We start from the raw sequence: 13,045 nt of genomic DNA on the forward strand, positions 1-13,045 counted from the left end.
TATGAAACGGAAGACGGGAATCCGGCTTTTTGGGCACGGCGATGCCCAGATAAGCAGCATAATCCGGATTTTCCGAATACTTTATGCTTAAAGAAATAGAGTGGATCGCGCTTGCGTTTGATGCGATCATGATCCGGGTTGGGGAACCATGCTGGTCTTTGTCGAACAATCGCTGAACGGATTGCAGTTCGGGCTGCTGCTGTTTTTGCTGGCGGCCGGGCTGACGCTGGTGTTCGGCATCATGGATTTCGTCAATCTGGCGCACGGCTCACTCTACATGATGGGCGCCTATTTCGCCGCGACCTTCGTGGCCTGGACCGGCAGCTTCGTGTTCGGCATCGTGCTGGCGCTCGGCGCCACTCTGCTGCTCGGCATTGTGCTGGAATATGTCGCGCTGAGACATCTCTACGGCCGCGACCATCTCGACCAGGTGCTGGCGACCTTCGGACTGATTTTGTTTTTCAACGATGCCGTGCGGCTGATCTGGGGCCCGGCCGGCCTGGCGCTGCCGCTGCCGCCCTGGCTCACGGTACCGGTGCAGATCATGCCCGGCGTGTCCTATCCGGCGTACCGGCTGGCGATCATCGCGGTCGCGCTCGCGGTCGCCGCGATGCTCTATCTGGTGGTGATGCGGACCCGCATCGGCATGCTGATCCGCGCCGGCGCCTCCAACCGCGAGATGATCGGCGCGCTCGGCATCAACATCAAACTGCTGTTCACGCTGGTGTTCGGCCTCGGCGCCGCACTGGCCGGCCTTGCCGGGCTGATGCAAGCGCCGATCCTCACCGTGCAGATCGGCATGGGTGAAAACATTTTGATTCTCGCCTTCGTCATCATCGTCATCGGCGGCATCGGCTCGATCCGCGGCGCGTTTCTGGCCGCGATCTTCGTTGGCATGATCGATACGCTCGGCCGTGCCTTCCTGCCGGATCTCTTGCGCAAGGTGCTGAGTTCCGCCGCCGCCTCGACCGCGGCGCCCGCTCTGTCATCGATGCTGATTTACCTCCTGATGGCGATCGTGCTGGTGGTGCGGCCGGAGGGGCTGTTTCCGGCCGCCAAGCGATGAATTTTTCCTTCAACGCCCGCAACGCCGTGGTGGCGCTGGTCCTGCTCGGGCTGGCGCTGCTGCCGCTTTATTCCGCGCTCTCCGGCAACATCTTCATCCTGACGCTGTTCACCCGCATCGTCATCTTCGCGCTTGCCGCCGCCAGCCTCAATCTCATCATGGGCTATGGCGGCATGATGAGTTTTGGCCACGCCGCCTATCTCGGCATCGGCGGCTACGCGGTCGGCATATCAGCTTTTGAGGGTATCGGCTCCGGCTTCATTCAGTGGCCGGTCGCGCTCGCGGTGTCGGCGCTCTACGGGCTGGTGATCGGCGCGCTCAGTCTGCGCACCCGCGGCGTCTACTTCATCATGATCACGCTGGCCTTTGCGCAGATGGCCTATTACATCGCCTCGGGCCTTTCGCGCTATGGCGGCGACGATGGTCTCACCATCTACAAACGCAGCGATTTCGGCGGCCTGATCAACCTGTCGAACCGCGTGCAATTCTACTATCTGTGCCTCGGCTGCCTGTTCGGCGGCCTCTATCTGATCTGGCGCATCATCAATTCGCGTTTCGGCATGGTGGTGCAGGGCGTGCGCTCCAACGAGCAACGGATGCAGGCGATCGGCTTTCACGCCAATCGTTATCGACTCGTCTGCTTCGTCATCTCCGGCACCATCTGCGGCCTTGCCGGCGCGCTGCTCGCCAACAATACCGACTTCATCAGCCCGGCCGTGATGTACTGGACCCGCTCCGGCGACCTGATGGTGATGGTGATCCTCGGCGGCATGGGCTCGCTGTTCGGGCCTGTGATCGGCGCCATCCTCTATCTGGTGCTGGAAGAAGTGCTGTCGCAATTCACCGAATACTGGGCGCTGATCATGGGGCCGCTGCTGCTCTTGATCGTGCTGTTCGCGCGCGGCGGCATCATGGGCCTGCTCGGGAGGATGAGCCGTGGCTGATTCTTTGGTTGAGCCCTTGCTCCGCGTCGAGAATCTCGTGCGCCGTTACGGCGGCATTGTTGCGACCGATAACCTGTCGCTCGATGTCCTTCCTGGCGAACTGCACGCCATCATCGGCCCCAATGGCGCCGGCAAGACCACGCTGATCAGCCAGCTCACCGGGCAAGTGATGCCGAATTCCGGCGCTATTCATTTTGCCGGCCGCGAGGTCACCAAGCTGCCGTCCTACAAGCGCAGCCGGCTCGGGCTGGCGCGCTCGTTCCAGATCACCTCGCTGCTGCCGGATTTCACTGCCTGCGACAATGTCGCGCTGGCTGCGCAAGCCCATGACGGCCACTCGTTCCGCTTCTGGGGCGCCGCGCGCAAGGAGCCGAGGCTGCGCGACGCCGCGCAGGCGGCGCTGAAGCGCGTTGGCCTCGAAAAGCGCGCCGACGTGCCGGTGTCCGAGCTGAGCCATGGCGAGCAGCGCGAACTCGAACTGGCGGTGGCGCTCGCGACCAAGCCGCAATTGCTGCTGCTCGACGAGCCGATGGCGGGCCTCGGCGTCACCGAATCCGCGCGCATGGTGGCGCTGTTGAAGGAATTGCGGCGCGAAGTCACGATCGTGCTGGTCGAGCACGACATGGAAGCGGTGTTCGCACTCGCCGACCGCATCACGGTTCTGGTCTACGGGCGTGTCATCGCGTCAGGTCTGCCCGACGCGATCCGCAACAACGATGAGGTCAAGCGCGCCTATCTCGGCGACCAGCATGCGGTGACCAGCCATGCTTGACAAGAATTTGGTTGAAACCGCGCCGCTGCTCGAAGTCGATGGGATCGAGACCTGCTATGGGCTGAGCCAGGTGCTGTTCGGTTTGACGCTCTCCGTTCGATCAGGCGAAATGGTCGCGCTGATGGGCCGCAACGGCATGGGCAAGACCACGACCATCCGCTCCATCCTCGGCATGACGCGGGCGCGCGCCGGCACCATCCGCTTCGGCGGCGAGGAAGTGCGCAGCCTGCCGTCGTACAAGATCGCAAAACTCGGCATCGGCCTGGTGCCGGAAGGCCGCCAGATTTTCCCCAATCTCACCGTGCGCGAAAATCTGGTCGCGGCGTCAGGCAATCGCCTGGGCGCATCCGATCCCTGGACCATCGAAAAGATCCACGCGCTGTTTCCGCGTCTCGCCGAGCGCGGCAGCAACATGGGCGTGACGCTGTCGGGCGGCGAACAGCAGATGCTGGCAATCGGCCGTGCGCTGATGACCAATCCGAAACTCTTGATTCTCGACGAGGCCACCGAAGGCCTGGCGCCGCTGATCCGCGAGGAAATATGGAACTGCCTGTCGATGCTGAAGGCACGCGGACAGTCGGTGCTGGTCATCGACAAAAACGTCGGCAATTTGTCACGCATCGCCGACCGCCACTACATCATCGAACGCGGCCGCACGGTATGGAGCGGCACTTCAGCGCAGTTGATCGCCGAGCCGGATCTGCAGCATCGGTATCTGGGGATTTAACCGAGGCTCCTCCACCGTCATTCCGCGCGAAGCAATCCATAGTGCGGAAAGCTCAAGTGTGGATTGCTTCGTCGCTTCGCTCCTCGCAATGACGGCGGCGATTTTTCTCCGTCATGGCCGGGCTTGTCCCGGCCATCCACGTCTTCCTTGTTTGTGTCGGGCAAAGTCGTGGATGCCCGGGTCAAGCCCGGGCATGACGAACTGAGAGTGCCGCATCACCTCTCAAAACATCTCGAAATATTCGCGATGTTCCCAGTCCGATACCTCGGCCTGAAACCGCTCGATCTCGGCGTTCTTGATGTGGACGTAATAGTCGACGAACTCCGGGCCGAGCGCCTGCCGGAAGAACGGATCGTCCTGCAGTGCGAACACCGCTTCGCGCAAACTCTTCGGTAGCAGCGCGGCCTTGGTCTCATACGGCGTATCGGCCGACGGGCCGGGATCGAGCTTGCGGTCGACGCCGTCGAGGCCGGAGAGAATTTGCGAGGCCATGTAGAGGTAGGGATTGGCGGCGGGTTCGCCGATGCGGTTTTCCAGTCGTGTGGCGGCATCGCCGGCGCTGCCGAGCACGCGGATCATGACGCCGCGGTTGTCGCGGCCCCAGATCGCGCGATCCGGTGCCAGCGAATAGGTGCGGTAGCGCTTGTAGCCGTTGATGGTCGGCGTCGTGAACACGGTCGACGCGCGGGCATGCGCCAACAGTCCGGCAAGGTAGGCGCGGCCGAACGAGCTCAGCGCTTCGCCCTTGTCGCTCGCCATGAAGGCATTGTCGCCGCTGGTGCGCGATACGATTGATTGATGCAGATGCCAGCCGGAGGCAAATACATTGGGCAATTTCGGCCGGCACATGAAGGTGGCGTGAAAACCATGTCGGCGCGCGATCTGCTTCACCGCAGAACGAAACAGCACCATGTTGTCGGCGGGTGTCAGACCGTTGGTGGGAGCGAACGTGAACTCGCACTGGCTCGGGCCGAACTCGACCTCGACCGACCGCAACGGCAGGCCGAGCGCCAGCACGTCGCGCCGGATGATCTCCAGCACCGGCTCCATCTGGTCGTAGCGCTGCTCGGTCAGGTACTGATAGCCGTGCGAAAGGAGACTCACCGATGGCGGCGTGCCGGGCTGGCCGGCATCCTCCGGCGCCATCCGCGCATCTTCCAGCTTGAAGATGTGGAATTCGACCTCGAGGCCTGCGACAAAATCGTAGCCGCGCGCTCCGAGCTGATCGAGCACCCCGCGATAGAGCTGCCGGGTCGCGAACGGCACCGGGCGGCCGTCGCTGAAATAAAGGTCGCACAGCAGCCAGCCGGATTCCGGCGCCCACGGCAGCACGCGAAACGTGGTGGGATCCGCGACCATCAGCACGTCGGCGGCGCCCTCCATTTCCTTCATGCCGAAACCGCCGCCGGAGGTGAACACCGGAAACACCGTGCGGTGCGAAGTGTCCTTGGCGAGCATGGTGGTGGTGATGGAGCAGCCGCTCTCCAGCGAAGCCAGCGCTTCACTGGCGACCAGGGTCTTGCCGCGCAAAATGCCGTGCTGGTCGGGAAACGACAGCCGGATCACTTCGAGCTTCTTTTCCTCGACGATCTTCCGAAGGCGGCCCGCCGCCTCTTTCTGCTCTGCAGACCAAAGTCCGTGACGTTCGACGAAACTCAACGCGTTATTCCCCCGCTGTCGTTCCGGGATGGTCCGAAGGACCAGACCCGGAACCTCGAGATTCCGGGTTCGATGCTGGCGCATCGCCCCGGAATGACGATGTCGCCACCATCACTCCGCCGCCGACAAATGCCGGATCTTGCCGGCGATCTCGCTCGGCACCGGAGCGGCCCAGGGCGCGCCGCGGCGGCGCTTGACGTCGACTTCCATCCAGTAGATTTCCCAGCCGCGGGTCGGCCCGATGCCGTCCATCGTCGCCGGGCCCTGGATCGAGCGCGCATGCGCCGCGTCGAGGAACATGAACGGTTTTTCGCCGCCCACCACCTTTTCGATCTCCTGCCGCAGCAGCCGGCGATACTGCACGATCGCCTTGTCGGAGGTGCCGAGATGTTCGTTGGTGCGGTCCTGGATCGGGCCCATCGATTCCACCGCCCACTGGTCGTGAACGTTGATGTCGCTGCCCATGCCGGTATAGGTCTCGGTCGCCTGCTCGTGCGGATCGAAGCCGTAATCGTTGGTCTTGTTCTTGCGCGAGGTGTAGTCGGGCAATTCGTAGAGTTCGAGCCGCTGCTCGCGCATCTTGTTCTTGTCGACCGGCGCCGCATAGCTGGTGAAGATCGCGTACCAGTAGCAGTTCTGGTCATCGACCGGCACGTGCCACTGCGTGATCGTCATCTCCGTGCTCATCGGAATCACGAAAGCATGCGGGAAAAGCTGGTTGGTGACGCGCACATGGGTGCGCTCCTCGTCGATCTCGCGCAGCGCGATCAGCCGCATGCCGTATTCGGTATGCTCGACATTGATGATCGGATTGTCGTATTCGCGCAAAATCTTGGTCATCGGCATGTCGGAGCCGGCAGACGCACCGCGGAACTGCTTGCCGTAGGCAGTGGAAGTGTCCTCGTCCTCGAAGAAGCGATGCAGGAACGACGCATGCGCCGGATCGATGCCGACTTCCAGCGCCTGCAGCCAGTTGCAGTTGATGTGGCCCTTGAAGGCGAAGGTGTGGCTGTCGGGCGCGACGAAGCAGTCGATCTCCGGAAAGGCCGGCGGTTCGCCTTCGCCGAGATAGGCCCAGAGGATGCCGCGCTTCTCGATCACGGGATAGGAGCGCTGCTTGATGCCCTGGCACAGCTTCGAATCCTTCGGCTCGGCCGGCGTCTCCAGGCACTGGCCGGAGACGTCGAACAGCCAGCCATGGAAGGCGCAGCGCAACCCACCATTCTCGAGCCGTCCGAACGCCAGATCGGCGCCGCGATGCGCGCAATGGCGGTCGATCAGGCCGTAACGGCCTTGCTCATCGCGGAACAGCACGAGATTTTCGCCGAGCAGCTTGACGGCCTTGACCGCGCGCGGCCCCTGCAACTCGTCGACCAGCGCCGCCGGCTGCCAGTACATCCGCATCAGTTTCCCGCACGGATTCTTTGGCCCGGTGCGGGTGATCAGGTCGTTCGCTTCCTGGCTCATCATGGCGTGAAATCCTCGATGATGGCGGAATTTGTTCGCCTATTGAACATATGGGCGATTTTAGCGTATGTTCGGTTTTAGGCAAGCGGATTTTGGAGGCGGAGCATGCCAAAGCTGAAGCGCGAGGGTGAGGCGGACCACCGCGGGGCGACCGATTTCATCGAAAGCCTCGACCGCGGCTTGCGCGTGCTCGAACTGTTCGGCGACGGCCAACAGCCGATGACCCTAAGCGACCTCGCCAAGGCAGCCGATCTGCCGCGGGCCACCGCGCGGCGGATTCTGTTCACGCTTGAGCGCGCCGGCTTCGTCGCCAGCGACGGCAAGCTGTTCCGGCTGACGCCGCGCGTGCTGGTGCTGGCCTCGGCCTATCTCGCCTCCAACCATGTCGTGTCGGTGCTGCAGCCGGCGCTCGACAAGCTGTCTGCCGATGCGCAGGAAATCAGTTCGATGGCGATCCTCGACGGCTTTGACGCCGTCTTCATCGCGCGCGCCAGCCCGACGCGGGTGTTCTCCTCCGGCATCGATATCGGCTACCGGCTGCCGGCCTTCTGCACCTCGGTCGGCCGCGTGCTGCTGTCGCGACTGTCAGACGATGAACTCACGAAGGCGCTGGACGCGATGGATCTCGCGCCGCTGACGCCGTTCACCGTGACCGACAAGAAGCGCCTGCTGCAGGCCATCAAGAGCGATCGCGCGCAGGACTATTCGCTGGTCGATCGCGAGGCCGAGCCGGGCTTTCGTTCGATCTCGGTGCCGGTGCGGCGCTATGACGGCACCATCGTCGCCGCGATCAACATGGGCGCCCATGTTGATCGCGTTTCCGCCGATGAAATGATCGAACGCTTTCTGCCGCCACTTCGCGAGGCGGCGGCCTCGGTCAAATCGTTGCTGGTGTGAGACCTGCCTCGGTCGGAGGCCTGTCGCCGAATTTTTCTCGATAGGCCATGAACGCATTTCCCCGCGGCGTGCACGAAGACGATGCACCCTTGGTGGGAGTCATCGTGAACAGACCTGACTGGACCATCCGTATTATCGCAGCGCCGCCCGGCGAAGCGCCATTATGGGTGCGGCAGAAATGGGTCGGCCTCGATTTGCCGGTGGCGCGCTATTCCGGCCAAAGCAGGTTTCTCGGGCTCGGCGTGCTGTCGATGCCGCGGTCATGGCTCGGCCAATGGTTCGCCGTCGCCAGAGGCCGCGCCGAACTGGTTGCGGGCTATGCGGTGGAGGCGCTTCCGGCGGTCGGCATTCTCGGCGTGAAGAGCCCCGAGGCCGCGATGTGGTGGCGCGAGAACACGCCGCATTTGATCGCGCCACGGCGCTATCTGATCTTCCATGAGGAAGTCTGCCGGATCGCGGATATCTGATCAGGCGCCTATAGCGTTTTCGAGCGAAGTGGACGCCGGTTCGCGTAAAGAAAACGCGTCAAAACAAAAGAGTAGGGTCCAGTTCTGATTCAATCAGAACCGAAGCGGCCCTAGTGCTTGAGTGCCGCTGCTATCGCTTCGAACCTGGCGACGATCTGCGGCGCCACCAGATAGCGCAGGATGCCTGCGACCGACAGGCTGACGCAGATCGCGACAATCGTGTATTGCGCCGTGGCTACCGCCAGAAATATCGCGCGAAGACGGCGCGGCCGCGCCTTCGGCGGCTTTGCGGCTGTCAGCAACAGAACGTCTTCGTCTTCAACGGTGCTCATATGCGAAATTTCGCCTGCCGCTGTTCAGTGTTCGGAGCGAAGCTGATCGAGACGTGACTGCAGTTGTCGGTTGATTCGCTCGCTAGCGTGCAGCTTGCGTGCCCACTCCAGCGGAATGACACCGTTGGCCTCGGGCAAATCGGAGAACACCAGGCCTGCCGAGTCACGATCACGCCAGGCAAGGCGCGCCCGACACCCGAGCCCCTTGCGCGCGATGGTGAAGTCCACCTCGTCGGGGACGAGGGCCGGGTTTTCAAATTCGATCTTCGCGCCTGATGTGCTGAAGTTGCGCACCACGCAGGCAAGCGTCGAGTTACGGCCGTTAAATGCGATTATTCCGCCGTAATAGACACGGCTTCGGGGCAGCCGACGCCGCTCAAGCATGATCTGTCCTCCGTTCGCTTAACGTTTCGATAACACTATTTGAGGCTGCATTGTTGCGACCGCTCGCACGATCTGGGCGGGTGGTTAACGGCAGGCAGATCGCGGATATCTGATCAGGAAGCCGCGCTGCGCAGGCCGAACGCCTGCGCGTCGCTGCGCAGCACCGGTGCCACCGCATCGCTAAGCCGCGCCGCCGCGGCGTCCACGCTCAGCCCTGCGGTATCGACCACAGCGGACGCGCGTGCGTACAGCGGCTCGCGGCTGATCAGAATGTTGCGCAACTCGGCCATCGCCGAGCGATCGTCGGCCATCGGGCGCAGGTCGCCCTGGCGACGCACGCGCGCCATGTGCTCTTCCGGATCGGCCTTCACCCATATCGTGTAGAACGACGACAGGATCAGATCGAAGGTCAAAGGCTCGGAGACGATGCCGCCGCCGGTCGCCAGCACCATCAGCTCTTTCCGCGACAGCAATTGCCCAAGTGCTGCCTGCTCCATGCGGCGAAAACCTTCCTGGCCGTAGAGCGCGATGATCTCGGCGACGGAGAGGCCGTTCTGCGCCTCGATTTCCTTGTTGAGCTCGACGAAGCTCCAGCCGATTTTCTTCGCCAGCATCTTGCCGAGCGTCGACTTGCCGGCGCCGCGCAGGCCGATCAAAGCGATGCCGGAGAACGAGCTGCGCCGTTGCGTCGAATGGCTGCTGCCGGCGAGCGCGTCTTTGGCCTGCGCGATCTGGGCCGGCGTTGCCTTGCGCAGCAAATCGCGGATCACGGCCCAGTCCGGCGCCGGTTCTGCCGCGGGAATGAGATCTTCCAGATGCGCGCCCATCGCATTCGACACCCGGCGCAACAGCACGATCGAGACGTTGCCCTTGCCGCCTTCGAGTTGCGCGATATAGCGCTCTGAAATCCCCGATACTTTCGCCAGCACTTTGCGCGACATGCCGCGCAGCGCGCGCATGGTGCGGACACGCTGGCCGAGCGCTTCGAGAAAGCCGGTTTCGGGATCGCTGGTGTCGGTCATTTCCGCCCAAGAACGTCCAAGGATATGCACGTCTTGGAAGGATAGTGCCGAAGAAGATTGACAGCAAGCGCGTACAGTGGCTTTATATGAATTATAATTCTTAAAATCTGGGGAGAAGCGTCGTGAGTGGCAACTCCGGTTCCAACAGTGCCGGTTCCTACAATGCGGTGACGTGGCTGCTCGACCGCAATGTCGAGGAAGGCCGCGGCGCCAAGCTCGCTTTCACCGATACCGTCTCCGAACTCACCTACGGCGACTTGCAGAAGCAATCCTGCCGGGTCGCCAACATGCTGCGCCGGCTTGGCGTCCGCCGCGAAGAGCGGGTGGCGATGATCATGCTCGACACGGTGGATTTCCCCTGCGTGTTCCTCGGCGCGATCCGCGCCGGCGTCGTGCCGGTGCCGCTCAACACGATGCTGACGACCGATCAATACGCCTACGTCCTGGCCGACAGCCGCGCACGGGTTCTGTTCGTCTCCGAGGCGCTGTATCCGACCGTCAAGGACATCGTCGGGCGGATGCCGGACCTCGAATGCGTTGTGGTGTCCGGCGAAAAGGCGTTCGGCCACAGGCTGCTGTCCGAGGAGCTTGCGAAGGAAAGCGATTCCTTCGCCACGGTGGCGACGCATGCCGAGGAACCTGCGTTCTGGCTCTACTCATCGGGCTCGACCGGCATGCCCAAGGGTGTCCGCCACCTGCACTCCAATCTGCAGGCGACCGCCGAAACCTATGGCAAGCAGGTGCTCGGCATCAGGGAGAGCGACGTGTGTCTCTCTGCGGCAAAGCTGTACTTTGCCTACGGGCTTGGTAACGCGTTGACCTTCCCGATGTCGGTCGGCGCCAGCGCGGTGCTGAATGCGGAGCGGCCGACCTCGGCGCGGATGTACGGGCTCCTGAACAAGTACAATCCGACCATCTTCTATGGCGCGCCGACGCTGTTCGCCTCGATGTTGAACGACGAGGCGGCGAAGAGCGAGCGCGCCGGCGCGCGTCTGCGCATCTGCGCATCCGCCGGCGAAGCGTTGCCGGAATCGGTCGGCAATGCCTGGAAGGCGCGTTTCGGTGTCGACATCCTCGACGGTGTCGGTTCGACGGAACTGCTGCACATCTTCCTGTCGAATGCGCCCGGGGACATCAAGTACGGCTCCTGCGGCCGTGCCGTGCCGGGCTACAAGGTGCGGTTGGTGGATGACGAGGGCGGCGACGTGCCGGACGGCGAGGTCGGCGAGCTCCTGGTCGAGGCGCCTTCGGCCGCTGAAGGCTACTGGAACCAGCGCAGCAAAACCCGTCGCACCTTCCAGGGCCACTGGACCTACACCGGCGACAAATACACCCGCGACGCCGACGGCCGGTACACGTTTCGCGGCCGCGCCGACGACATGTTCAAGGTTTCCGGCATCTGGGTGTCGCCGTTCGAAGTCGAGAGCGCGCTGATCGCGCACCCTGCGGTGCTGGAAGCCGCCGTCGTGCCGCACGCCGATTCCGAGGGGTTGTTGAAACCGAAGGCGTTCGTGGTGCTGCGCCCGGATTGCAAGATCGAAGGCCTGTATGAGGCGCTGAAGGAACACGTCAAGCAGACGATCGGGCCGTGGAAATATCCGCGCTGGATCGACGTGGTGGATTCATTGCCGATGACGGCGACCGGGAAGATTCAGCGGTTCAAGTTGCGGGATGGCGATACGGTCAAGTCATGATGCGAGCGTGGTTGATATGCGAGGTGTCGCCATGAAACACGCTCGTTCCCTCCCCCCTTGCGGGGGAGGGTTAGGGAGAGGGGTAAGCCGCAACGGCGGTGCCCGTGGCTACCCCTCTCTCCAACTCTCCCCCGCAAGGGGGGAGAGAGCTCACCGCGCCGTGTTGCGATGGGAGCGGTTACAATGACAACCCTCTCCCCCACCGGCTTCCTTACCGTCGGCACCTCCGAACTCGAATACCGCATGATCGGGCCGCAGCCGGCGGACGCGCCCACCATCATCATGCTGCATGAAGGGCTCGGCTCGGCCGGGCTGTGGGGCGATTTTCCGGAAAAACTTCAGGCTGCGACCGGTGCCGGTGTGTTCGCCTATTCGCGCGCGGGCTACGGCGCCTCGACACCCGCAAAGCTGCCGCGGCCGGTCGACTACATGCACATCGAGGCGCGCGAGGTGCTGCCGAAACTGCTCGATAAAATCGGCTTCCGCCGCGGCCTCTTGGTCGGTCACTCCGACGGCGCGTCGATCGCGGCGATCTATGCCGGTTCGCACCAGGATCATCGGGTCGAAGGCATCGCGCTGATCGCGCCGCACTTCATCGTCGAGGACGTTTCGGTGGCCTCGATCGCCGCCATCAGGACCGCCTACGAGACCACCGACCTGAAAGACAAACTGGCGCGCTGGCACAAGGATGTCGACAACGCTTTCTACGGCTGGAACGGGGCCTGGCTCGATCCGGCTTTCCGCAACTGGGATATTTCCGAATATCTCGCTTACATCCGCGTGCCCACAGCGATCCTGCAGGGTGTGGATGACGTGTATGGGACCATGCGTCAGGTCGAGATCGCCCAGGAAGAGTGCTATTGTCCTGTCGATGTGACTGTTATCCCGGGGGCGGGACATCAGCCGCATCGGGAGGCGCCGGGGCCGACGCTGGATGCGATCACGGAATTCGCCAACGCGGTGTTGCGTGTCCACGGTTCGCAGGGGCGTGCCGCGTAGTCTGCTGATCGGGGTTATGCCCTGATGACGATATCGCCGGCCGCCAATCTGCCGCTGCCGCGATGGGCCTATGTGCCCGGCGAAACCGACGAAGCCAATGCCGATTACGAAACGCTGGCGCAGGTAACCCTGCTGGTGCCGTCGCGCTTCCAGGGCTATGTGCCGGCGCGTCATCCGGCGCTGCGTTATGCGATGTCGCTGAACGACCGTGGCTATTTCTGGGAATCGCAGGAGATCCTCGAAGCGGTATGGGCGGCGGCGCCGCAGGGCGGCCGCGAGCGGATTTTGCTACGCGCCTGCATCCTGATCGCGACCGCGAATTTGCGGCTGCGCATGCAGAAACCGCACGCCGCGGCGCGGCTGTTCCGCGAGGCGCTCGGCGAACTCGCAGCCCTCGGCAGCCGCAGCGCCGGCGGCGACGGTTTTGCGGATGGCTTTCCGGTGGCTGTGCTGGCGGGCCTGATCAAGGCCAAACTGGAGAAGCCGCTGCTCGCCAAGGCCGATTGGGTGGCCTTTTCGGCCCTCAGCCGGACATGAAATAAAATGCATGTTGGCGCGTTTTAGGCTGGACGCGGTCGATTACCTGCATTATTGTGCATATCAGATAAGCCAACA

Annotated in this window: 14 protein-coding genes; 9 read left to right on the forward strand and 5 right to left on the reverse strand. The window is 63.2% G+C overall.

The genetic code is table 11. From position 1 onward, the window contains the following. Nucleotides 1-148 precede the first annotated feature (148 nt). From BLS26_RS19990 to BLS26_RS20005, 4 genes are read left to right on the forward strand one after another with little or no spacing between them, the layout of a single operon-like run. A complete protein-coding gene (locus BLS26_RS19990; RefSeq protein ID WP_092513947.1) occupies nucleotides 149-1,066 on the forward strand; it encodes a branched-chain amino acid ABC transporter permease in 918 nt (305 codons plus the stop codon). Next, nucleotides 1,063-2,010: a branched-chain amino acid ABC transporter permease gene (locus tag BLS26_RS19995; RefSeq protein WP_092513949.1), complete on the forward strand. Its 948-nt coding sequence runs from the start codon at nucleotides 1,063-1,065 to the stop codon at nucleotides 2,008-2,010. The genes BLS26_RS19990 and BLS26_RS19995 overlap by 4 nt, the downstream gene beginning before the upstream one ends. A gap of 4 nt (nucleotides 2,011-2,014) precedes the next feature. After that, nucleotides 2,015-2,782, forward strand: a complete 768-nt coding sequence (locus tag BLS26_RS20000; protein ID WP_092518289.1) for an ABC transporter ATP-binding protein — start codon at nucleotides 2,015-2,017, stop codon at nucleotides 2,780-2,782. Further along, the gene (locus BLS26_RS20005; protein ID WP_172804641.1) at nucleotides 2,775-3,509 is read left to right on the forward strand and encodes an ABC transporter ATP-binding protein; all 735 of its coding nucleotides are present in this window, start codon (nucleotides 2,775-2,777) and stop codon (nucleotides 3,507-3,509) included. Before BLS26_RS20000 ends, BLS26_RS20005 begins: the two co-directional genes overlap by 8 nt. A 222-nt stretch (nucleotides 3,510-3,731) precedes the next feature. On the opposite strand, the gene BLS26_RS20010 is transcribed toward BLS26_RS20005, so the two are convergent. Together BLS26_RS20010 and BLS26_RS20015 are read right to left on the reverse strand one after the other, a co-directional pair. Beyond that, complete coding sequence (locus BLS26_RS20010; RefSeq protein WP_092513951.1) at nucleotides 3,732-5,168, reverse strand: glutamine synthetase family protein; 1,437 nt, start codon at nucleotides 5,166-5,168, stop codon at nucleotides 3,732-3,734. Nucleotides 5,169-5,279: 111 nt separating this feature from the next. Next, nucleotides 5,280-6,638 (reverse strand): aromatic ring-hydroxylating dioxygenase subunit alpha, encoded by a 1,359-nt coding sequence (locus tag BLS26_RS20015; RefSeq protein WP_092513953.1) that lies wholly within the window; start codon nucleotides 6,636-6,638, stop codon nucleotides 5,280-5,282. Nucleotides 6,639-6,740: 102 nt separating this feature from the next. Between BLS26_RS20015 and BLS26_RS20020 the strand changes: the two genes are divergently transcribed. Next, nucleotides 6,741-7,532: an IclR family transcriptional regulator C-terminal domain-containing protein gene (locus BLS26_RS20020; RefSeq protein ID WP_092513955.1), complete on the forward strand. Its 792-nt coding sequence runs from the start codon at nucleotides 6,741-6,743 to the stop codon at nucleotides 7,530-7,532. Nucleotides 7,533-7,636: 104 nt separating this feature from the next. Further along, a complete protein-coding gene (locus BLS26_RS20025) occupies nucleotides 7,637-7,999 on the forward strand; it encodes a hypothetical protein (RefSeq protein WP_210186242.1) in 363 nt (120 codons plus the stop codon). Nucleotides 8,000-8,109: 110 nt separating this feature from the next. Here BLS26_RS20025 and BLS26_RS20030 read toward each other — a convergent pair whose 3' ends face one another. The 3 genes from BLS26_RS20030 to BLS26_RS20040 form a co-directional block, all read right to left on the reverse strand. Beyond that, entirely contained in the window at nucleotides 8,110-8,331 is a 222-nt protein-coding gene (locus tag BLS26_RS20030) for a hypothetical protein (RefSeq protein ID WP_092513958.1), read from the reverse strand. Between the two features lie 24 nt (nucleotides 8,332-8,355). Continuing rightward, on the reverse strand, nucleotides 8,356-8,715 hold the full coding sequence (locus tag BLS26_RS20035; protein ID WP_092513960.1) for a PilZ domain-containing protein: 360 nt from the start codon (nucleotides 8,713-8,715) through the stop codon (nucleotides 8,356-8,358). 113 nt (nucleotides 8,716-8,828) lie between these two features. After that, a complete protein-coding gene (locus BLS26_RS20040; protein ID WP_092513962.1) occupies nucleotides 8,829-9,737 on the reverse strand; it encodes a helix-turn-helix transcriptional regulator in 909 nt (302 codons plus the stop codon). Between the two features lie 122 nt (nucleotides 9,738-9,859). Here BLS26_RS20040 and BLS26_RS20045 point away from each other — a divergent pair, with 122 nt between their 5' ends. The 3 genes from BLS26_RS20045 to BLS26_RS20055 all read left to right on the forward strand — a co-directional run bounded on the left by BLS26_RS20045 (nucleotide 9,860) and on the right by BLS26_RS20055 (nucleotide 12,967). Next, nucleotides 9,860-11,431: a benzoate-CoA ligase family protein gene (locus tag BLS26_RS20045; protein ID WP_092513964.1), complete on the forward strand. Its 1,572-nt coding sequence runs from the start codon at nucleotides 9,860-9,862 to the stop codon at nucleotides 11,429-11,431. A 183-nt stretch (nucleotides 11,432-11,614) separates the two neighbouring features. Continuing rightward, nucleotides 11,615-12,430 carry an alpha/beta fold hydrolase gene (locus BLS26_RS20050; protein ID WP_172804642.1) on the forward strand — a complete coding sequence of 272 codons (816 nt, stop codon included), beginning with the start codon at nucleotides 11,615-11,617 and terminating at the stop codon, nucleotides 12,428-12,430. A 24-nt stretch (nucleotides 12,431-12,454) separates the two neighbouring features. Next, complete coding sequence (locus tag BLS26_RS20055) at nucleotides 12,455-12,967, forward strand: DUF309 domain-containing protein (protein ID WP_092513968.1); 513 nt, start codon at nucleotides 12,455-12,457, stop codon at nucleotides 12,965-12,967. Nucleotides 12,968-13,045 lie beyond the last annotated feature (78 nt).

Source organism: Afipia sp. GAS231, from assembly GCF_900103365.1.
Classification (GTDB): Bacteria; Pseudomonadota; Alphaproteobacteria; order Rhizobiales; family Xanthobacteraceae; genus Bradyrhizobium.